This is a genomic window from Aerococcus sp. L_32 (genome assembly GCF_050689315.1).
Genome location: NZ_JBOEQF010000019.1, coordinates 1 through 21268 on the forward strand (window position 1 = coordinate 1; position 21268 = coordinate 21268).

Below are 21268 nucleotides of genomic sequence, written 5' to 3' on the forward strand. Positions count from 1 at the left end.
TAAAATTCCTCCATTTATATAATTAATACAAATTTTGTATCAATTATTTGTCAAGTTTATGAAACCGTTTTACCGTAAAACCCATAGTTATAAACTTTAACAAAGTTTCTCGTAATAAAACCGCCATAATATCGTATCACTTATTAATTGAAATTACTAGTTTTTTCGATTATGTCGACCAAATAAATCACGAAGTTCAAGCTCCTCTTGATATGAAAAGTACAATGCTTGCTTATCTTGAACCCTTCAAATTTTTAATCATTCGTCGGTATGCTGACGGGTAGGCTGCTAATACCCGATTTTGGTTTAATAAATCAACCGGTTCGCCAGTAAATTGCGACACTTGAATGCCCACTTCGTTTGCCAAGACTTGGCCGGCAGCAATGTCCCAGGGTTGCAGCCTTGGTGATACGTAAGCGGCAATTTCACCCTTCAACAAGGCGATGATTTCAATGCCCGCTGACCCATAAATGCGAAGACCCATAGATTCTTTGACTAGTTCTTGTACTTTATAAGCGTCAGTCATGACCATACCCCCATTGACCGCGATCAAGGAATCATGCAGGGTTTTATCAGTATAACTTGGTTTAAAAACACGGCCATTTCGTTTAATCCCTTGGCCAGCGATGGCTTCAAAGTAATCATCTTGCACCACATCATAAACAACACCTAACTTACCCAGTCCATCTTCATAGTATGCAACCATGATAGCAAAGTGATTTTGCTGTAAGACAAAATTCGCAGTCCCGTCAATTGGGTCTACAATCCACACACCGCCAGCCAGATTGGATGGTGTGTCCCCCATTTTCTCCTCACCGATATAACGGTCTTCTGGAAAGTTTTCTGCAATCTTCTGTCTAAATAATAATTCGACTTCCTTATCTACATTGGTAACCAAATCTTTTCGGTTTGATTTACTCTGGATTTCGATGTCACCATCTAATTGGTCATGAATGTAAGCTGTTGCTTCTTCAATCCACTCTCTCACCAATGCTGCCCGCGCTTCTAACATCAATTTACATGCCTCCTACTTTACCTACAACACTTAACCATTTGTCCCTTAGGGCATTGAAATAGTTTTTGTTTCTGAATTTCTCGCTTTTTTGATCGTGCCATAAAGTTGGTAGCCAGAAATCTTTTCAAAGCTATTGCCTAATTGCTTTTCTTCCATTTTGCTTGGCACAACTTGCTTAAAGGCCTTATATCTATTCAACAATTCTTCACGGTTGATGCTTGATTCATAAGCTTGTTCCAAGCCATTCCACATTTTTACCACAATCGCCATTTCTTCACTTGTCCAATCTAAATCGATAGGATATTGATAATTGTTAGACATCGTATTCCTCCGCTTTCGTTTTCATATTTATTATAGCGGAAAATATGTAAAAGAGATAACTTAGCCCTCAGTTTTTCAAGTTCTCATTGCACTTTCATGCAAGTACCCTATTATTTAGGCAACTTATTCCAATAGCATTCAATTTAAGAAAGCAAGAACACTATCATGAATGTCTATTCCCTTTCATATGATCACTTGCTATCGCTAACCTATATTGCAAAATCTCTAACATTTGAAATGCCATTGCTTATCTTTTTGGCCTCATTTAAAATAAAATTATTATGTTATGAATGGGGAGAAGTATATCGGATATTAGAAAAACTTTAAAATTAGTCCTAGCCTTTGCTAGTGCGTTAATATTTGCTGCTTGTGGTAATGGTAGTAGTGATAATGAATCAGCAGGCCAAGCAGATACCGACGAAACACGGTCATATTCTGTGGGAGTTGTTGGGGATGTTACAGCTGAAATTTGGGAAGACGTTGCAACTAGATTAGAGGATCAAGGTATTGACCTGGAAGTAGTGACCTTCTCTGAATACTCACAACCTAATCGCGCTTTAGAAGATGGGGAATTAGACTTAAATGCCTTCCAACACATTTCATTCTTAAGTGCTTACGCTAAGGACCTTGGTGACTCACAAATTACGCCGATTGCTTATACAATTGTGTCACCGATGTGTATTTTTGCAGTTCCTGAAATTACTGACGTCGAATCTATTCCTGATGGTGTAACCGTTGCGGTATCTAACTCTGCTACTAATGCTGAACGTGCTTTCTTAGGACTACAAGATATTGGTTTAATTAAACTAGATGAGGAAGCTGGTTTTGCACCCACTAAAGCAGATGTTGTTGAAAATACTAAAAATATCAATATTATCGAAATGGATCCGGCTCAAATTGCCCGCTCACTTGGGGATGCTGATTTAATTACAATCGGTGGCGATATGTTGATGGATGCTGGCTTAGATCCAGAAGATGCTATTTATACCGATACTGATGATGCTTCAAATATTGATCCGGTGAAGAAAAATATCATTGCAACCACAAAAGATAAGCTAGACAATCCTGACATTCAAGCTATTGTAGCTGCTTATCAATCAGATGAAACGAAAACTAAAATCGAAGAAATCTCAGGTGGTTCATCTATTCCAATTTGGACAGCTGAAGATAACCCACAAGCAGACTATGAAAAAGAATTAGCTGAAAACTAATCTTAAACATATATACGCATAAAAACGGCGCTATGATTTTTTGAGTCATAGCGCCGTTTTTCTAATACATTGTGCGGTCCTGCGAAAATTTCTGGCTATATTCAATTTGTAATTTCCGATAGTCTGAAGGTGATAACCCTAAATGTTTCTTAAAGAATCTTGAAAAATGCGCATTACTTTCAAAACCTGTTAGTTCAGCAATCTGACTTATATTCAAGTCTGTCCGAACTTTTAGGGAATATTGTGCTTGGGTTAGGCGATAACCCATCAAGAAATTCATAATGGTCGTTCCAGTTATTTCTTTAAATAAATGCGACAAATAGGATTTAGATAAATTCAAATCTTCCGCAATATCATCCAAAGACAAGTCTTCTGCATAACGAACAGCAATACAACGGTAAATTTCTTCTACTATCAATATTTTCTCATTAGAATAAATATGATTTGGTAAATGGGTATGCACCTTGGCATCAATCCTCATTAAGACTTGCGCTAGTAAAAGCTTCAATTGTTCATCGATATACCGCGCTTTTTTATCTGATATCAGGTCATGCATCTCTGCAATTAGTTGGTTTATCTTTTGTCTTGTTTCCGCATCTTTAATTCTAAACAAGTGGCCTTGTTTAGCTTCAAATAATTTAAAGATATGGTTAATTTTTAAAGTCTCTATTACTGGCGCAATATAATCTTCTGTAAATTCAATTACCGTCCGCTTATAGGTATGATAATTACCGTCAACAAAAGCTTTATGAATTTGCTTACCGTCAATTAGGAGAATATCGCCTGCTTGCAATTCGTAAAATAGGTTTTCAATTTGAAAGGTACATTTTCCTTCCAAAAATATATAAATTTCGTATTGCTGGTGGGTATGATAAACCAAATGGTCCCCACTAGAAGTTGCTTCGTAATTTAAGGTAAATTCCATGCCTAACCTCCCTATTGAAATCTCTTGGGATTCGTTTCAAATATTTGCCTATAACAAAGTTTTAACAGTTATCTCTTGCCACTTTTAAGACTTTACTGACGGTTTAAGTCTTTTTGAATTTTTTCTAACTTATCTGGGGACAGGTTATAGATATAATTTAAGGCGATGAAAATACCTAACCAGCCAACTGCTGGGAAGACACCTGATAACACTTTAATACCATTAGCGTATTCTGGTAACCAAGTAGCCGATACAGATAAGTTCAACCCAGGAATTGCCAAAGCGATAATTAGTGGAACAGCTGCTTGACCTAGCCCTTGACCAATTTTTCGGATCATTGAATACATGGCATATACTGAACCTTCATTCCGGTCGCCTGTTTCCCACTCTTGATAATCAATAGCATCTCCTACCATGGCCCACACATATACCGTCATCCCAAATCCAAAGGTATTGGCAATAATTTGAATGGCTAAGAATAACCATGGCATATTCGTTGGCATCGGTAAGAAGGCATACACTGCAAAAATAATTGCTGCAATTAAAGCTGGTTTAGCAGATACCCCTTTAGTCCCGTATTTTTTCAATAAAATCTGACCAAATGATGAACCAAAGAACAAAGGAATCAAGGTTGAAATAATTGTCCATGAATTCATCCGACCGTCATTGTAGTAAAGCTGGTAGTTTAACTGATACAACTGAGGTGCTGTATGAATAAATAATACTTGGAAAAGTGAAGCTAATGCAATCCCTAGCATGGCTCTATTTGTCACGAAGCCTTTAATCGTTGCGACTAAATCATAGGATTCCTTAGCTGACTCACCATCCAGCTCTTGTCCTACATGGACTAACCGTTCTTCGGTATTGCGTAAAAGTAAGAAGAAGGCAACTAGCGATAAAACACCCAGTCCAATCGCAATAGGAAACATTCTTTCCCCTAAGAAGATTGATACCTCACTATTATTTTGGGTAACTGTGGTGTAAATCAATAAAGGAATCAGTACTTGAATGGGAATTTGTGCAATATATTGCCCATATGAACGAGCGGTAGATAATTGTGATCGCTGTACAGAATTAGGCGTGATTGCTGAAGCTAATGATCCATAAGGTACATTCACTACGGTATACATTAAGTCCCATGCCAAATAACCAAATGAAGCCATTAATAGTTTACTTGTATATGACCAGGCTGACGAATCTATAAACATAATACAGGCTGTAATGGCTAAAATAGGCGCAAACCACATGATCCAAGGCTTAAATTTTTCACGTTTCACCCCACGCTGATCACTACAGTCAATAAAAGCCCCTACAATTGGGTCATTGATCGCATCGATAATTTTAGCTACTAATATTAGCATTGAAAAATGTGTTAGTTTAATCCCTAAATATTGTGTGTAATAAAGAAACATATAGTTGGTTATGAGGGCGATACTCATATTACAACCAAAATCACCGCAGAAATACCCAAACAAATCTCGACCACTAAAGGCCCGTTTACTTTCATCAAAAATTATACTAGATTTTTGTGCTTGCGCCTTTTACCTACTCCTCTTCTCATCACCAATTGATTGAAATTGCTATAACTAAAATATGCGTGCTGATAGAAATGACTAGTGTCATTAACCACATTATACCTAAAAAGCGCTTTCATTCTTAACTCTACTTGTTTTTTAAATGAAATACTTGTCTAGAAATGCTTTATACATTTTTCTAAAAAAAGACGACACATGTAAAGGGAGCTATGAAATTGCCTTCACAGCTCCCTTTAAAATGCGTCTTATTTTTCTACTTCAATAACTTCTGCTTGTTCTTGGGTTAATAAGCAAAGTTCTTGCGCTTTAAAAATGTGATCTTGTGTCATCGCCGTTTCTGTACCATTTAGTGAATCTAAGATGATTTGTCCAAAGAATGGGAAGCCTATTTGACCAGTTACTTGGTAATGCGCTTCCCCATCGTTATTGACTAAGAAAACATGGTCTTTTTCGTCTGACTCAGCAACGTCAATATATTTACGCAGTTCAATTGTTCCTTCAGTACCTGTGATAAAGGTACGACCATCACCCCATGTACCTAAACCATCTGGCGTAAACCAATCGACTTTAAAGAAGAATGTTGCGCCATTATCACCAATTAAGGTTGCATCACCGTAATCCTCTAACTCAGGTTTGTCTGAGTTATTGTAATTAGCTACTTTTGAAGCAACAACTCTGGCATCAGTATTCCCCGTATAGTATAGGAATTGTTCGATTTGGTGTGAGCCAATATCCGCTAAAATCCCACCGTATTGTTCTTTATTAAAGAACCAATCTGGACGAATTTCCTTATCTAAACGGTGTGGTCCAAAACCTGTCACTTGAATAACACGACCGATTTTACCTTCTTCAATTAATTGACCAGCTAAAATGGCTGCTTCAACGTGAATACGTTCTGAGAAGTATACGAAGTAGCGACGACCAGTTTCAGCCACAACTTTTTTCGTTTCTTCTAATTGTGCTAAAGTAGTGAAACCTGTTTTATCTGTAAAGTAATCTTTACCAGCTTTCATTACTTTATTTCCTAGTGCTGAACGTAAGTTAGGTACTGCCGCAGCAGCGACCATATGAATTGATTCATCAGCTAGAATTTGGTCTAGAGACTCAGCAACTTCAACATCAGGGAATTGTTCGACATAAGCAGCTACTTTTTCTGGATTAGGATCATATACGTATTTGATAGTGGCACCGGCTTCGATTAAACCGTTTGACATACCATTGATGTGACCGTGGTCTAAAGCAGTTACCCCCACATTAAATTCACCGGGTTCGACAACTAAATTCACTTTGCCTTTCGGTGCATAATTCATACCGTCTTTATTTACCAAATTGCTCACTCCTTAAAATGTTTGTTTGCTTGAAGTTTGTTAAGCATTTTTCCAAGTATTAGAATAAGTCGTTATAGTTGTTGTCCACCAACCATTTATAGGAATCAGCTAATGAATCAAATGGGTCGCGGCCGTAAGTATCGTCTTGCTCAACTAATAAGTAACGAGCGCCGGCATCAATTGCTGTTTGAATGATCGTTGGTAAGTCTAATGACCCTTGGCCTAGTTCAGCAAATTCTACGTTGTTGTAGAAGTATTTACCGAATTCATCCATTTCACCTTTGAATAAGCCTTCGATTGCTGATTCTGGGATTGGGTTTACACGGTAGTCTTTTAAGTGGACTAAGTCTACACGGCCTTTGTATTGGTTTAGAATGTCGACTGGGTTAGCACCACCACGTTGTACCCAGTGGATATCCAGTTCAAAACCTAAATCTGGCGCTTCTTCAGCAATGATATCTAATAAGTATTTACCATCGTATTTCACGAATTCAATATGGTGGTTGTGGTAGTACAATTTGATACCGTCCGCTTTCAAACGTTTGGCATATTCATTCGCTTTTGCGCTGAATTCTTTCACTTTTTCTAGTGATGACATGTAGTTTAATGGCAACATACCAATACGTAATAAGTCAGCATCTACTGCCTTACAGTCAGCGACAATCTTATCATAGTCAGTTGTTAAACTTTCTGCACCCTCTGTTTGTGGTTCTAATGAAGCGGACATAGAAGCAATTTCCATATCAAAGTCTTGACAAGCTTTGACCAACGCTTGGATATTTTCTGGACTGGTTTCAATTTGTGAAATTTCTACTGATTTATAGCCAATTTCTGCCAGACGTTTCATTGTGTCATATGCATCTTCGTTGAATGCATCTTTAACTGTCATCCCTTGTACACCTAATTTAACCATTTAAAAAGGCCTCCTTATAAATTCGTTTATTTTCTTTGCTTGAACATTTCATAGCATCAATCATTTGCATGGTTGGCAATGCATCTGCTACTGAACAATAATCGTTTGTATTTTCGTTAATCGCTTTATAGAACTGTTCCATACAATCTTGATGGCCTGGACCATAGTAGATTTTTGAATCGGGCAACTTCGCGTCTTCTGCAAGACATTGCCATTCATCATTAAACAACTTATTGTCCTTTATGGTATAGCGCGTCTTATTGGTCACAACCTGCAACTCAACTGAGTCGTTACCGTAGTAGGCATTGGTCGCGTAGAAAAGTCCGTGTGCCCCTTTTTCAAAGGTAAAATTGGCACTGGCTGAATCTTCTACTTCAATGTCATAATCTAAAATATTATGAACTGAAGCCCGTACATCTACCCATTGGTCGTCGATGACATAATGGAGCAGATCTAGGGTATGAATTGACTGGTTGATAATTGTCCCTGATCCAGCTTGTTCAATCGTTCCTCGCCAAGGTTTCTCTTCATAGTATTCTTCGCCCCGGTACCAAGCAACCAAACCTTTAACCGCTACAACCCCAGTCGTATCCTCCTCTTGAAGGATACGTTTTAATTCGATAACTGAGGCATTTAACCGGTTTTGAAAGCAAATAGCCACCTTGGCACCATTATTTAATTCCGCCAAGTTATCTACTAAGGCCTGTGATCGTTCAAGATTCACTGTTACGGGTTTCTCACATAGGACATGGATGCCCCTTTTCGCTACTTCTAAGGTCACCGTATCGTGTAAGTAATGCGGTAAGCAGACATGCACGACATCCAGTTCTTCTTGGTCCAACATCTCTTGATAATCCGTATAAAAAGGGGTATCTCCCGTGATGGTTGACTTACTAGGATCAATATCACAAACCGCTACTAATTCAGCCATTTCTGATTGGATAATTCCGCGTAAGTGGACGATAGATACCGTCCCCAACCCTATTACAGCTACTCTTAACATGAAATACAGTCCCTTCTATCTTATGAACGGGTATCGAATTTGCCTTCTTCAGCAATTCGTTCATTTAGTAATGCTAAGTATTGGTCATCATCAAATTCTGGTAAGGATACTTTTTCACCCGTCCAGCTTGATAAATGGATAGCGTTAGCTAAACGTACCCCATTGATGCCTTCTTGACCATCTGCAATTAAAGGTGTGCCATTTAAGATATGTTGTGCGAAGTTTTCAAGAACACCTGAATGTTGTTGACCCCAAACATTTTCTTCTTCAATGACTTCCACATCATATAATTCTTCAAATGGTAATTGACCAGTCATTAATTTGACTACACCATCAACATCCATATTTTTATTAATATCTGTTTCTGACTCTTTCAACCGGTAAACTGTTGCTGTAGCTGATTTATCAACCACAATCATCCCTTTATCACCAACAATTTCTAATCGGTCTGAACCGATAATTTCATTTGTAGATGTGACAAATACACCAGTGGCACCGTTTTCATATTCGAAAATTGCATGCACTTGGTCCTCAACAGCAATATCACGTTGGTAACCGTATTGCACACGAGAAGTCACATTTTCTGGCACGCCTGTTAACCATTGGATTAAGTCAAGTTGATGTGGTGCTTGGTTTACTAGGACACCACCACCTTCACCGCCCCATGTAGCACGCCATTCAGATTGGTTATAGTATGCTTGTGGACGCCACCAAGTCGTAATGATCCAGTTAACACGACGGATATCACCAATTTCTTGATTATCTAGAATTGTTTTTAATTTTTGATATAGCGGATTGTTACGTTGGTTAAACATAATCGCATAAGTTGCATCCACTGTTTTAGCATATTCATTTAATTCTTTTACATGCTTGGTGTAGACACCAGCAGGTTTTTCGTTTAATACATGGATACCTTTAGATAAGGCATAAGTTGCCATTTCAGGGTGCAAGAAGTGAGGTACAGTTGTTACAACTGCATCTACTTGTCCAGAGTCAATCATCGCTTGATAGTCATCAAACAATTGCACATTTGGATATAATTCAGCTACTTTTTCACGCTTTGCAGGGTCGATATCTGCTAAGGCGACGAACTCCATACTTGGCACCATGCCATCTGTAATGAATTTCGCATACATAGATCCCTGATTACCAAAACCGATAATACCAAAACGTACTTTATTTTCTGTTGCCATGAAAATTATCCTCCTTTGCCCCTTTCAAAAAGGTAGCGTTTACATTTATATTGAACATTATAAGTATTGATCCATTTGACTCGATACATGAGAAGTCTGAAATGACTTACGATACTGAACAGGGGTCTTTCCTACATGCTTCTTGAAAAAGCGTGAAAAATGGGCATTTGATTCAAAGCCAGCATCTTTGGCAATTTCATTAATCTGTAGGTCCGTACGCAAGCGTAATGAAAACATGGCTTGCGATAAACGATAGGACATCAAAAATGTCATCACCGTCATACCTGTGACTTCTTTAAAAACATGTGATAGATAGGACGGACTAAGATTGGTTTCCTTAGCGATCGTCGCAATATCAATCTTTTCTTTAAAATGTAAGGTCATATACCGAGCAACTGATTCAGCATGGGTGATTTTAATATCCCTTTGGCTTTCAACCTTAGCTGTTTCAAGATTGCTAGAGTCAATTTCCATCAGTATTTGAGTCAAAAGTAAAAGTGATTGGCTTTGCACAAAAGTTTGGTCATCTCGTTTTGAAATTCGGTCCAGGTCAGCTAAGTAGCCTTTAATCCGTTGCCTGTCTGCCACACTTTTCAATCGATACATATAGCCTTGCTCTTTGGAAAATATATCTAGGATAGCTTCTTGATTTAGGCTAGTTAAAACAGGTTCAATATCTTCTCTATCGAAATGAACAACTGTCCGCTTATATGGCCCATTTTCCTCGCCAACAAAGGCTTTGTGAAGCATCTTCCCATCTATCAGTACAATGTCATCCGGTTGCAACTCTAAAAATTGATCACCGATTTGGAAGGTACATTCTCCTTCCAACAGCATATACAATTCAAATGTAGAATGTGTGTGGAAGGTCAGTTGGTTTCTCCCTTCCTGAATTTCATAACCGATTCCTACTGTCATTTGTGCACTCCTTCACTTCATAGCCTTATTATATAAAAGAAAGCGTTTTTATTCATTGTATGGATATGCTTGAATTGACCAATCAATTGACTGAAACTGCTTTCAAGTCTATTTAAACACAAATTTTGCAAGATTACAATGTACGCCCTTTAAGTTATTTTCCCAACCGACAAACACGCTTTTACCTATATCGTGATATACTATAATGGCAGTTTTATATAATCATTAGAAAGAAGGTAGTCATTATTACTTCAGATATGACCCAAGGTAATATTCACGGACACTTACTCAAATTTTCTATTCCAATGTTGTTAGGAAATATGATTCAACTCTCTTATAATGCTTTAGATTCAATCATTGTCGGACGTTTTGTTGGTAAAAACGCCCTTGCAGCAGTTGGCACTTCAGCCCCTATCATGACGATTATTGTACTATCTATTTCAGGGATTTGTATCGGTGCTTCAGTCCTGATGAGTGAGTTTTTTGGTGCCAGAGCTTATGATAAACTCAAACGCTAAATGGCTACTATCCTTATATTTGGCGCTATATTATCCGCATTTGTATTAGCTTTTGGGCTAGTACTTACACCTAGTTTTCTTCAAATATTGCAAGTACCTCAAACCATTATGGCAGATGCCAGTTTATATTTACGATTGATGTTGATTGGCTTTCCTTTTACCTTTCTCTATAACGCCTTAGCACAAGCCTTATGAAGTGTTGGTGATTCAAAAACCCCTTTATATTTTGTCACCTTTGCTTCCTTGCTAAATGCCGTACTAGACTTTGTCTTTGTACCAATTATGGGTATGGGGATTTTTGGGGTTGCCCTTTCAACAGTGCTCGCTGAAGCTTTATCGGCCCTATTATGTCTAATTTATGTCTATTGGAAGATTCCAATTCTACAAGTATATCGTGATGAATGGCGAATTGATAAAGATTTACTGAAAGAGACCATGAATTATGGGTCAGTAACTGCTTTACAACAAGCAGCACAACCAATAGGTAAACTCTTAATCCAGGGGAAAATGAATGCCCTTGGTGTAGACGTCATGGCAGTTTTTAATGCTGTCTCAAAAATTGACGACTTCGCCTTTACACCTGAGCAAAGTATCGCTTCTGGGATAACCGTATTTGTCGCTCAAAACCGTGGGGCTAAACGAAAAGACCGGTTGAACAAGGGGTTCAAATCTGGTCTATTATTAGCCTCGATATATTGGCTTTTGTTATGCATTTTTATTTTATGTTTTAGACGACCAATCATGGCCCTCTTTGTATCCGCATCTCAACAAAACCTGATTAACATGGGCGCACAATATTTGAGTTTGATGGCCTTCTTCTATTTATGGCCTGCCTTTACTAATGGATTACAGGGGTATTTTAGAGGTGTAGGAAAAATGCGGTTAACCCTTATTTCAACCATTATTCAAATTTCTTTTAGAGTCATTTTTGTTTATCTTTTAGTTCCCCATCTTGGTGTTTCAGGCGTTGCCTTTGCTTCTACAATTGGTTGGACAATTATGCTAGTATATCAATTTTATTGCTACGGAAAAATACAGAAAGAACTTATGCAAACATTATAAGATTATCTATGTAAAAAGGTGCTAGCTGTAAGATGCTAGCACCTTTTTTAAACGTAACTCATAAAATTCATTTGGTATAAAGGCAAAAAATAACCCCGTATAAGTTAAACTTACACGGGGTTTTCTCGTCTGAATATTCAAATTGTGACTCGTTAAAATAGATTACATATGAATTGGCATTCCCAATAATCCTTCAGCTGCATCCATTACAGCTTCTGATAATGTAGGGTGACCATGAATCGTTAAAGCGATGTCTTCTGCGTTCATGCCTGCTTCGATTGCTAAACCAACTTCAGCCATAACGTCTGATGCTGAGATACCAACCATTTGTGCACCAACTAACACATCATCTTCTTTAGTAGCTACTAAACGAATGAAACCTTGACCAGCATTTAATGATAATGCACGCCCATTACCTGCTAATGGGAATTTCACAGATTTTACATCTAAACCTTGATCTTTAGCTTCTTTTTCAGTTAAACCGTAAGATGCTAATTCAGGTGTAGTGTAAGCTACAGATGGCATTACTTTGTAGTCAATAGCTGCTGGTTTACCAGAGATAGCTTCTGCTGCAATCTTACCTTCGTAAGATGCTTTATGTGCTAAGGCAGCACCAGGTGTGATATCACCGATTGCAAAGAAGTTTTTCACTGAAGTACGACCTTGGTTGTCAACTTTTACTAAACCACGTTCAGTTAATTCAACACCTACAGCTTCTAAACCTAAGTCTGCTGTATTCGCACGACGACCAACAGATACTAATACATAGTCAGCAGTGATTTCTTTTGCTTCACCTTTAACTTCGTATTTAACTGTTACTGAATCACCGTTGTCTACAGCTTCTTTAGCCATAGCATTAACTGTTGTTTCGATACCAATGTTCTTCATTTCTTTTTCTACAACTTTTACCATATCTTTTTCAAATGTTGGTAATAATTGAGGAGAACCTTCTAAGATTGTTACCTTAGAACCTAGGTTAGCGTATGCCATACCTAATTCAGAACCGATAACTCCACCACCGATAACAACTAAGCTTTCAGGTACTTCTTCAAAGTTTAAAGCACCAGTTGAATCTACTACGCGGCCACCAAATTTGAATCCAGGGATTTCAATTGGTGTTGAACCAGTTGCAACAATAGCATTGTTGAATGAGTATAATTGATGAGAGTCATCTGCACCCATTACAGTAAATTCATTTTCGTTGTTGAAGTATGCTTCACCACGGATAATTTCAACTTTATTCTTTTTAAGTAACATTTCAACACCAGAAGTTAATGTATTTACTACAGTATTATTCTTCCAGTCTTGTGTTTTTGCGAAGTCTAACTTAACGTCACCAGAAGTTACACCAAAGACAGCGTCGCCGCCTTTAGCATTATGGTAAGCATGACCAGCTTGGATCAAGGCTTTAGATGGAATACATCCAACGTTTAAGCAGACACCACCGATGAACTCACGTTCAACGATAGCTACTTTTTGGCCCAATTGTGCGGCACGGATGGCAGCTACATAGCCACCAGGTCCAGAACCAACTACAACTGTATCTAATTCAATTGCGAATGCGCCTACTACCATTCTAAAATCATCCTTCCATTAATAATAATTCAGGGTCAGCCATTAAACGAGCAATTTCATTAAGCGCTTGTTGACCAGTTGCACCATCAACGATACGGTGGTCAAATGTTAATGATAACTTCAATACACGACCGGCAACAACTTCACCGTCAGCATTTACTACTGGTTCAGGTTTAATTGCACCGAAACCTAAGATTGCTGTTTCAGGGTAGTTTAAGATTGGTGTGAAGAATTCCCCACCAACAGAACCGATGTTAGAGATAGAAACTGTACCGTCAGCCATATCTGGTCCTTTAAGTTCGCCAGCATGTGCTTTAGCAGCATTTTCGTTGATGATATCAGCGATATCAAACATTGAACGAGTATCTGCATTCTTGATGTTTGGTACATATAAACCAGCATCTGTATCTGTTGCGATACCAATGTTGTAGTAATGTTTATGTACAAACTCTTGGCTTGCATCGTCAATTGACGCGTTTAATTGAGGGTATTTCTTAACTGCGGCAATTAATGCTTTAACTGCATATGGTAAGAATGTCAATTTAGTACCGCGTTCAGCTGCAACGTTCTTGAACTTCTTACGGTGATCCCATAATTTAGAAACTTCAACATCTTTGAATAATGTAACAGATGGTGCTGTATGGTTAGCAGTATCCATTGCTTTAGCGATTGCTTTACGCATTGGCGTCATCTTGATACGTTCTACGCGGTCTGAATTATCAGCAACTGCTGCTGGCGCTTTCTTAGCTGGTTTGTCTGCAGCTGTTTCTGTTGCTTGTGCAGTCTCAGTAGCTGGTGCTGCTGCAGCTTGTGAACCATTGAAGTTCGCAACGTCTTCACGTAACACACGACCGTTTTTACCAGTACCTGCAACTGCTGTAATATCAACACCTTGCTCGCGAGCAAATTGACGTACAGATGGCATTGCCAATACACGTTTATTAGGGTCTGATGCCACTGGTACGTTACCTGCTGATGCGTTTGTAGATACAGCTGCTGCTGGATCTCCTGCTTTTGCTTCTTGTGCAGGCGATTCTGGTGTAGAAGTTGGTGCAGATGCTTCTGAGTTGTGACCTGGAGCATCAATTTCAGCTAATACGTCACCAACGTTTGCAACTGTTCCAGCTTCAACTAAGATACGTACAATCTTACCTGTTACAGGAGATGCAACTTCTTCAACCGATTTATCGTTTTGGATTTCTACTAATGAATCTTCTTCATTGACTTCGTCGCCTTCAGCAACTAACCAAGAAACGATTTCACCTTCAGCCATACCTTCACCTACGTCTGGTAATGTGAATTGGTATACACCACCACCTGTTGCAGGTGCAGCTGGAGCTTCCTCTGCAGGTGCTGCAGCTTCTGCTGCTGGCGCTGCTGATGCAGCATTGTCTTCTAATCCTTCACCTTCAAAAGTGATTAATGGTGTACCAACAATGGCAACATCACCTTCACCGTAATGTAATTCAGTAACTTTACCTGAAACTGGTGAATAAATTTCTTCTACTGATTTATCGTTTTGGATTTCAACGATTGGATCTTCTTCGTTTACTTGATCGCCTACAGCTACTAGCCATGAAACGATTTCGCCTTCCGCCATACCTTCGCCGACATCTGGTAAATTAAATACAAAGGCCATATTTGTTATTCATCCCTTCTAATTTGAGCTTAAAGTTTTATCTAAACAAGTAATAAAGGGGCAAAGAGTAAGATAACTCTTACTCTTTACCAATTAATTTAATAAATTATTTACCTGTAATTTCGTTAGCAGCTGCAACAATATCAGTTGCATTCGGCAACCAAGCATTTTCAGCCATACCGAATGGGAAGACTGTATCTGGCGCAGCTACAACTTTAATAGGTTCTTCTAGAGATAAAATGCTACGTTGAGAAATTTCTGAAGCCACTTTATCAGCAACACCTGCTTGACGTTGTGCTTCTTGTACGATTACTACGCGACCAGTTTTTTCAACTGATTTTGTAATAGTTTCCATATCTAATGGAGAAACTGTACGTAAGTCAACGATTTCAGCAGAAACGCCATTTTTACCTAATTCTTCAGCCGCTTTGATTGCTTCACGAACCATGTAGCCATAAGCAATGATTGTTACATCAGAACCTTCTTGAACTAGGTTAGCTTTACCGATTTCTAACTCATATTGTTCTTCAGGAACTTCTTCACGGAATGAACGGTAAAGTTTCATATGTTCTAAGAATAATACTGGGTCGTTATCACGAATAGCAGCTGTTAATAAACCTTTTGCATCACGTGGGTTTGATGGAATAACAACTTTCAATCCAGGTGTCTGTGCCATTAAACCTTCTAATGAATCCGCGTGCATTTCTGGTGTATGCACACCACCACCAAATGGTGAACGGATAGTGATAGGTAAGTTACGAGTTTGGCCCATACGGAAACGTGTACGGTTCATTTGACCAGCAATTGAGTCAAATACTTCAAATACGAAACCAAAGAATTGGATTTCCATTACTGGACGGAAGCCGTGTAATGCCATACCAATTGCCATACCACCGATAGCTGATTCAGATAATGGTGTATCGCTTAAACGTTCTTCGCCATATTTGTCGAATAAACCTTTAGTCGCACGGAAAACCCCACCATTTTTACCAACGTCTTCACCGAAAATATATACTTTTTCATCGCGAGCCATTTCTTGGTCTAGTGCTTCAGTGATCGCTTCGATCATTGTTAAGTTAGCCATAATTATTTAGCCTCCTTTGCTGAATATGCTTCAATTTGTTCTTGAATGTTTTGTCCAGGCACTTCGAACATGTTTTCTAAGAATTGAGTAACTGTTTGTTTAGGTGCCATGTCAGCTTCTTTCGCAGCTTCTTTGATTTCTTCACGAACTTGTTCTACATATTCATTTTCGATTTCTTCAGACCATAGACCTTTACCTTCTAAGAATGCACGCATACGGATTAATGGTTCACGTTTAGTCCAGCTGTCCATGTCTTCTTGGGTACGGTAGATCTTAGGATCATCACCTGAAGTAGAATGAGCGCCTAAACGGTTTGTAACTGTTTCAATTAAAACAGGACCGTTACCATCTAATGCCCACTCACGTGCTTGTTTAGATACAGCGTAAACTGCTAAAGCATCGTTACCATCTACTTGAATACCTGGGATACCTACAGATACAGCTTTTTGTGCTAAAGTTTCAGCAGCTGTCTGTTTGTAACGTGGTGTTGAAATCGCAAAACCGTTGTTTTGGATAAAGAATACGACTGGCGCTTTGTAACGAGAGGCATAGTTCATACCTTCATACACGTCACCTTGTGATGAACCACCGTCACCTGTATATGTAAATGTTACAGCTTTGTCCCCATTTAATTTTTGTGCACGAGCAGAACCCATCGCTTGAATATATTGCGCACCGATGATAATTTGTGGTGGCAATGCATTTAGATCAGCTGGGTAGTTGTTACCTTCAACATGCCCACGAGACCATAAGAATGCTTGAGAGATTTTTAAACCGTGAGCGATTAATTGAGGGATATCCCGATATCCTGGGAACAACCAGTCATCTTTTGTAAATGCATAAGAACTTGCCATTTGAGAAGCTTCTTGACCTAAAGTAGGTGCGTAGAAACCTAAACGACCTTGTTTTGCTAATGCCATTGAGCGTTCATGAAGTGTACGTGAGAAAACCATACGTTTCATTAACTCAACTAATTCTTCATCTGATAAATCAGGCATGATGTCAGGGTTAACAACATTTCCATCTTCATCTAAAATTTGAACCATTTGAAATTGAGCACTGATGGCATCTAGCTGCGCTTCATAATCCACTGGTAATTTAGCCATTTGTAACACATTCCTCTCTTTTATAAAAATTCCACATACTATCGTTAAGCTGTGTTATTTTATTTACCTTACTGATTTACTTTATCAAATCATGCGAGCCTTTTCAATCTTTTTGCAATTTTTGCAACAGAATCTATTATAATACAGAAACCATAATTGGAAAACCCTTCCATTGTTAATTTTATAGTAATCTTTATCATTTGCTATATTAAAGCCATTTCCAGTAGCAAAGGAAAGCGACTGTTTTAAAGGTGTTTTTAAACTGTACTAGTCGCTGTTTAGCTTCTGTTTCATCTCGTGAATTAGTATACATAGTATCGTATTTTTGCATTCAAGGTCTTTTTATGAGAAAATATATCAGTTATTATAGAAGAAAAGGAGTTGTTCAGATGATTACTATGGAAGACATTATTCGCGAAGGACATCCTACCCTACGTAAGAGAGCTGAAAAAATCACTTTCCCAGTTTCTGATGAAATTCGTCAGTTGGCTGATGATATGATGGAATTTTTACGCAATAGCCAAGATGAAGAATTAGCTGAAAAATATGGTTTACGTGGTGGCGTTGGACTCGCTGCCCCGCAATTAGATGTATCTATCCAAATGACTGCATTACTAGTGCCCGATTTGATGGATCCAGAAAATGCAGAACCATTATTAAACGGTGTATTTCTAAATCCACGCGTTGTCAGCCACTCAGTTGAAGGTATTTGTCTACGCGAAGGTGAAGGGTGTTTATCCGTTGACCGCGATGTACCTGGTTATGTCCCTCGCCATGCCCGTATCACTGTGACTTACAATGATATCGATGGTAATGCCTACAAAAAACGTTTCTCTGGCTATCCAGCCATCGTATTGCAACATGAGATTGACCATTTAAACGGCATCATGTTCTATGACCATATCAGTGAAGAAACACCATTCGCTCTTGATGAGCATACACACCCGTTAGGTGATGAATAAATTTATCTATATAAATAAAAAATGATGTCGGCACTTTACGCTGACATCATTTTTTATTTTATGAAATATTATCTTGAATATATGCTAGCAATTCAACTGCTACACCAATTTTACTTTGCTTTTCTAAAGTACGCTCACTATCTTTGGTGATTAAAGTCACTTGGTTGTCATCTGCATTGAAACCAATTGTTTGGTCTGAAACATCATTGGCTACAATCATGTTGACTTCTTTTTTAACCAACTTATTGCGGCCATATTCAATGACATTTTGCGTTTCCGCAGCAAAGCCAACCGTATAGTGACCTTCTTTAGGCAAGCTTGCTAAAATATCAGGATTCTCCGTTAATTGAATTGTCAGGCCATCTTGGTTAGATAGTTGGCCCTTCTTCATCTTTTGATCAGCTGGGTTAGCTGACCGGTAGTCAGAAACAGCGGCAGACATAATGACAATATCCTTGTCTGCAACATGGGCATGCATCCTATCATATAGTTCTTGAGCAGACTCGACAGTTACCACTTCAATACCAGGTAAAACGGGTAGGTTCTTAGCGTGTTCAGTGCGCACTAGAGTTACTTGGGCGCCAGCAAGTGCAGCGACATTGGCGATAGCCAATCCCATTTTCCCAGAAGAACGATTGGTCAAGAATCGAACTGGATCCAATTTCTCTGTAGTTCCCCCTGCTGATACAAGTAGACGCTGTCCCGTTAAATCAAGTGTCTTGGCTTGTTTACCAATCGCAATAAAGGCTAATAGGGATTGGAATATGGCTTCAGGCGCTGGCATCCGGCCCTTGCCTTCATAGCCCTCTGCTAAGAAACCGGTATCTGGTTCAACTACCGTGTATCCGTCTAAACGAAGTTGGTCAACATTGCGTTGAGTAGCTGGGTTAGCCCACATTTTCTCATTCATTGCTGGAACAAATAAAAGTGGCGAATTGAGCGCCAACATCATGGATAGTGCTTCATTGTCAGCGATACCGTTGGCAAATTTTGCCATTGTATTCGCGGTTGCTGGTACAACGATGGCATAGTCAGTCCAATCGGCTAAAGCGATATGGGCAACTGTGTCTAGACTTTGAATGTCTTCTACTAATGGTGGATATTTGGTGAGCACTTCAAAGGTAAATGGCGTAACAAATTGTTTCGCAGACGGTGTCAGAGCAACGCGCACATTGGCCCCTGCTTTAATGAGGGTGCGGACAAAATCGGGTACTTTATACGCAGCAATGCCACCTGTGACAACGACTGTTAAATTTAATCCATTAAGCATGATCTCCTCCACTTTCTTATCGCTTTATTCTCCCGTTAAAATGCCTACGACAGTCGCTTTCATATCTTCAACTGTAGATACACGGTTGTGACGCACTTCTGCTGTTTGAATTTCCTTGATAGCATTTGGATAATCGCGATTACCTGCAGTTTTAATGTTGGACACTAATTCATCATCAGAAGCATTTTCTACATCTTGTCCAATGGCTGTTAAAACAGCTTGCGGGAATTTGTATGGGCTAGCGGTTGATACAACAACACTTGGGCCAGTTAAGGCATCTTTCGCTTTCAATTTTTGTAAACTTGCTGAAGCTACCCCAGTATGTGGGTCCATTAAGTAATCATATTCTTGATATACGCGATCAATTTCTGCTTTAGTTTGTGCTTCATCAGCGAATTCACCAAGGAAAGCAGCAAATTTCTCGCCCACGTCAGCTGGGAATTCGTACCGCCCTTTTTCATCTAAGTCATTCATTAAGGCAGATAATTGGGCTACATCATCCCCTAAAGCGTGGAATAACATCCGTTCGAAGTTGCTTGAAACCAAAATATCCATAGACGGTGAAATAGTTAACTTGAACTCACGGTTTTTGTCGTAAACGCCTGTGTTGAAGAAGTCGTATAAGACAGTGTTATCATTAGAAGCACAAACCAATTTACCAACTGGTAGACCTAATTTTTGTGCATAGAAACCAGCCAAGATGTCCCCGAAGTTTCCTGTTGGGACCACAAAGTTAACCGGACTGCCCGCTTCAAGTTCTTCATGTTTCACTAATTGGGCATATGCGTAGAAGTAGTACACCACTTGCGGAATTAAGCGCCCGATATTCATTGAGTTCGCTGATGAGAATTGGATGTTTTCTGCCGCTAAATCAGCGCGTAAAGCTTCATCATTAAATAAGCGTTTCACTTCTGTTTGCGCATCATCAAAGTTCCCTTCAATCGCCACCACAAAGGTATTGTCCCCTTTTTGGGTTACCATTTGTTTTTCTTGAATAGTAGAAACGCCACCTTGCGGGTAGAAAACAATGATTTTAGTACCAGGAACATCTGCAAAACCAGCCATTGCTGCCTTACCAGTGTCGCCTGAAGTAGCTGTCAAAATGGCAATCTCTTTGTCGTTGGCATTCATTTCTGCTGATTTTTTCATTAAATGCGGTAAGATTTGTAGCGCTAGGTCTTTAAAGGCAATCGTTGGACCGTGGAATAATTCTAAATAGTAGTCATCCCCAACTTTTGCTAATGGCGCAATTACATCCGTATCGAATTTTTCATCGTAAGCACCATCAATACAAGCTTTTAAATCTGCTTCTGAAAAGTCATCAAAAAAGATAGACATAACAAAATAAGCCAATTCTTGGTAGGTCATCTCTTTTAATTCAGACCAATCAAGGTCAATGCTAGGCCATTCTGTTGGGACGTAAAGCCCGCCATCAGTTGCCAATCCTTGAACAATGGCTTGTGAAGCTGTCACGATATTATCCTGGTTACGTGTACTTTTAAATTGCATCATATTCCTCCTAAGCGACTCGTTTTACCCTTTTTATCCATACCAGTCACTCTTTATATTTGCTTCATTTTACCACAGAAGGTCCCTTTATGGCAGTGTGGGCTACTTTTTCTCATAATTCTCTTATTAGACAATTCAAATGAATTACTGCCTGTTTATAGCTTAAAATAGATTTTATTAT

Annotated in this window: 18 protein-coding genes and 2 pseudogenes; 5 read left to right on the forward strand and 15 right to left on the reverse strand. The window is 38.9% G+C overall.

Translation table 11 applies throughout. The features are described 5' to 3' along the window. Positions 1-232 precede the first annotated feature (232 nt). Positions 233-1012, reverse strand: a complete 780-nt coding sequence (locus ACRCJ0_RS02650; RefSeq protein ID WP_431389423.1) for an inositol monophosphatase family protein — start codon at positions 1010-1012, stop codon at positions 233-235. 48 nt (positions 1013-1060) lie between these two features. Beyond that, a complete protein-coding gene (locus ACRCJ0_RS02655) occupies positions 1061-1336 on the reverse strand; it encodes a UPF0223 family protein (RefSeq protein ID WP_026466417.1) in 276 nt (91 codons plus the stop codon). A 290-nt stretch (positions 1337-1626) separates the two neighbouring features. Here ACRCJ0_RS02655 and ACRCJ0_RS02660 point away from each other — a divergent pair, with 290 nt between their 5' ends. Further along, entirely contained in the window at positions 1627-2547 is a 921-nt protein-coding gene (locus ACRCJ0_RS02660) for a MetQ/NlpA family ABC transporter substrate-binding protein (protein ID WP_431389415.1), read from the forward strand. Positions 2548-2608: 61 nt separating this feature from the next. Here ACRCJ0_RS02660 and ACRCJ0_RS02665 read toward each other — a convergent pair whose 3' ends face one another. From ACRCJ0_RS02665 to ACRCJ0_RS02695, 7 genes are all read right to left on the reverse strand, one after another. Continuing rightward, positions 2609-3472 (reverse strand): AraC family transcriptional regulator, encoded by an 864-nt coding sequence (locus ACRCJ0_RS02665; RefSeq protein ID WP_431389417.1) that lies wholly within the window; start codon positions 3470-3472, stop codon positions 2609-2611. Between the two features lie 92 nt (positions 3473-3564). Continuing rightward, positions 3565-4947 carry an MFS transporter gene (locus ACRCJ0_RS02670; RefSeq protein ID WP_431389418.1) on the reverse strand — a complete coding sequence of 461 codons (1383 nt, stop codon included), beginning with the start codon at positions 4945-4947 and terminating at the stop codon, positions 3565-3567. A 305-nt stretch (positions 4948-5252) separates the two neighbouring features. Beyond that, the gene (locus tag ACRCJ0_RS02675) at positions 5253-6335 is read right to left on the reverse strand and encodes a Gfo/Idh/MocA family protein (protein ID WP_431389419.1); all 1083 of its coding nucleotides are present in this window, start codon (positions 6333-6335) and stop codon (positions 5253-5255) included. Positions 6336-6393: 58 nt separating this feature from the next. Then, entirely contained in the window at positions 6394-7248 is an 855-nt protein-coding gene (locus tag ACRCJ0_RS02680) for a sugar phosphate isomerase/epimerase family protein (protein WP_026466421.1), read from the reverse strand. Then, entirely contained in the window at positions 7241-8251 is a 1011-nt protein-coding gene (locus ACRCJ0_RS02685) for a Gfo/Idh/MocA family protein (RefSeq protein ID WP_197558168.1), read from the reverse strand. Before ACRCJ0_RS02685 ends, ACRCJ0_RS02680 begins: the two co-directional genes overlap by 8 nt. A gap of 20 nt (positions 8252-8271) precedes the next feature. Next, positions 8272-9444, reverse strand: a complete 1173-nt coding sequence (locus ACRCJ0_RS02690) for a Gfo/Idh/MocA family protein (protein WP_417894331.1) — start codon at positions 9442-9444, stop codon at positions 8272-8274. Positions 9445-9501: 57 nt separating this feature from the next. Then, complete coding sequence (locus ACRCJ0_RS02695) at positions 9502-10362, reverse strand: helix-turn-helix domain-containing protein (protein ID WP_431389420.1); 861 nt, start codon at positions 10360-10362, stop codon at positions 9502-9504. A gap of 257 nt (positions 10363-10619) precedes the next feature. On the opposite strand from ACRCJ0_RS02695, the pseudogene ACRCJ0_RS02700 reads away from it, so the two are divergent. The 3 genes and pseudogenes from ACRCJ0_RS02700 to ACRCJ0_RS02710 all read left to right on the forward strand — a co-directional run bounded on the left by ACRCJ0_RS02700 (position 10620) and on the right by ACRCJ0_RS02710 (position 11942). Continuing rightward, positions 10620-11075 (forward strand): annotated as a pseudogene (locus ACRCJ0_RS02700) (MATE family efflux transporter). Between the two features lie 15 nt (positions 11076-11090). After that, a pseudogene (locus tag ACRCJ0_RS02705) lies at positions 11091-11267 on the forward strand (polysaccharide biosynthesis C-terminal domain-containing protein); the annotation flags it as partial. 48 nt (positions 11268-11315) lie between these two features. Further along, positions 11316-11942 carry an MATE family efflux transporter gene (locus ACRCJ0_RS02710; protein WP_431389425.1) on the forward strand — a complete coding sequence of 209 codons (627 nt, stop codon included), beginning with the start codon at positions 11316-11318 and terminating at the stop codon, positions 11940-11942. Between the two features lie 162 nt (positions 11943-12104). Here the strand turns inward: ACRCJ0_RS02710 and lpdA are convergent, their stop codons facing one another. From lpdA to pdhA, 4 genes are all read right to left on the reverse strand, one after another. Continuing rightward, entirely contained in the window at positions 12105-13517 is a 1413-nt protein-coding gene (lpdA, locus tag ACRCJ0_RS02715) for a dihydrolipoyl dehydrogenase (protein WP_417894299.1), read from the reverse strand. Between the two features lie 7 nt (positions 13518-13524). Then, a complete protein-coding gene (locus ACRCJ0_RS02720) occupies positions 13525-15156 on the reverse strand; it encodes a 2-oxo acid dehydrogenase subunit E2 (protein ID WP_419970937.1) in 1632 nt (543 codons plus the stop codon). Positions 15157-15262: 106 nt separating this feature from the next. Then, positions 15263-16240 carry an alpha-ketoacid dehydrogenase subunit beta gene (locus ACRCJ0_RS02725; protein ID WP_059348587.1) on the reverse strand — a complete coding sequence of 326 codons (978 nt, stop codon included), beginning with the start codon at positions 16238-16240 and terminating at the stop codon, positions 15263-15265. Positions 16241-16242: 2 nt separating this feature from the next. Next, complete coding sequence (pdhA, locus tag ACRCJ0_RS02730; protein WP_419970936.1) at positions 16243-17346, reverse strand: pyruvate dehydrogenase (acetyl-transferring) E1 component subunit alpha; 1104 nt, start codon at positions 17344-17346, stop codon at positions 16243-16245. A 389-nt stretch (positions 17347-17735) separates the two neighbouring features. Here pdhA and def point away from each other — a divergent pair, with 389 nt between their 5' ends. Further along, positions 17736-18308: a peptide deformylase gene (gene def / locus ACRCJ0_RS02735; protein ID WP_431389421.1), complete on the forward strand. Its 573-nt coding sequence runs from the start codon at positions 17736-17738 to the stop codon at positions 18306-18308. A 58-nt stretch (positions 18309-18366) separates the two neighbouring features. On the opposite strand, the gene coaBC is transcribed toward def, so the two are convergent. Further along, positions 18367-19578 (reverse strand): bifunctional phosphopantothenoylcysteine decarboxylase/phosphopantothenate--cysteine ligase CoaBC, encoded by a 1212-nt coding sequence (coaBC, locus tag ACRCJ0_RS02740; protein ID WP_431389422.1) that lies wholly within the window; start codon positions 19576-19578, stop codon positions 18367-18369. A gap of 24 nt (positions 19579-19602) precedes the next feature. After that, complete coding sequence (gene thrC / locus ACRCJ0_RS02745; RefSeq protein WP_431387504.1) at positions 19603-21087, reverse strand: threonine synthase; 1485 nt, start codon at positions 21085-21087, stop codon at positions 19603-19605. Positions 21088-21268 lie beyond the last annotated feature (181 nt).

Bases quoted from the DNA above. Each gene is read 5' to 3' on its own strand.
- ACRCJ0_RS02650 (WP_431389423.1), bottom strand. From the start codon at position 1,012: ATGTTAGAAGCGCGGGCAGCATTGGTGAGAGAGTGGATTGAAGAAGCA.
- ACRCJ0_RS02655 (WP_026466417.1), bottom strand. From the start codon at position 1,336: ATGTCTAACAATTATCAATATCCTATCGATTTAGATTGGACAAGTGAA.
- ACRCJ0_RS02660 (WP_431389415.1), top strand. From the start codon at position 1,627: ATGGGGAGAAGTATATCGGATATTAGAAAAACTTTAAAATTAGTCCTA.
- ACRCJ0_RS02665 (WP_431389417.1), bottom strand. From the start codon at position 3,472: ATGGAATTTACCTTAAATTACGAAGCAACTTCTAGTGGGGACCATTTG.
- ACRCJ0_RS02680 (WP_026466421.1), bottom strand. From the start codon at position 7,248: ATGGTTAAATTAGGTGTACAAGGGATGACAGTTAAAGATGCATTCAAC.
- ACRCJ0_RS02685 (WP_197558168.1), bottom strand. From the start codon at position 8,251: ATGTTAAGAGTAGCTGTAATAGGGTTGGGGACGGTATCTATCGTCCAC.
- ACRCJ0_RS02690 (WP_417894331.1), bottom strand. From the start codon at position 9,444: ATGGCAACAGAAAATAAAGTACGTTTTGGTATTATCGGTTTTGGTAAT.
- ACRCJ0_RS02695 (WP_431389420.1), bottom strand. From the start codon at position 10,362: ATGACAGTAGGAATCGGTTATGAAATTCAGGAAGGGAGAAACCAACTG.
- ACRCJ0_RS02710 (WP_431389425.1), top strand. From the start codon at position 11,316: ATGAATTATGGGTCAGTAACTGCTTTACAACAAGCAGCACAACCAATA.
- lpdA (WP_417894299.1), bottom strand. From the start codon at position 13,517: ATGGTAGTAGGCGCATTCGCAATTGAATTAGATACAGTTGTAGTTGGT.
- ACRCJ0_RS02720 (WP_419970937.1), bottom strand. From the start codon at position 15,156: ATGGCCTTTGTATTTAATTTACCAGATGTCGGCGAAGGTATGGCGGAA.
- ACRCJ0_RS02725 (WP_059348587.1), bottom strand. From the start codon at position 16,240: ATGGCTAACTTAACAATGATCGAAGCGATCACTGAAGCACTAGACCAA.
- pdhA (WP_419970936.1), bottom strand. From the start codon at position 17,346: ATGGCTAAATTACCAGTGGATTATGAAGCGCAGCTAGATGCCATCAGT.
- def (WP_431389421.1), top strand. From the start codon at position 17,736: ATGATTACTATGGAAGACATTATTCGCGAAGGACATCCTACCCTACGT.
- coaBC (WP_431389422.1), bottom strand. From the start codon at position 19,578: ATGCTTAATGGATTAAATTTAACAGTCGTTGTCACAGGTGGCATTGCT.
- thrC (WP_431387504.1), bottom strand. From the start codon at position 21,087: ATGCAATTTAAAAGTACACGTAACCAGGATAATATCGTGACAGCTTCA.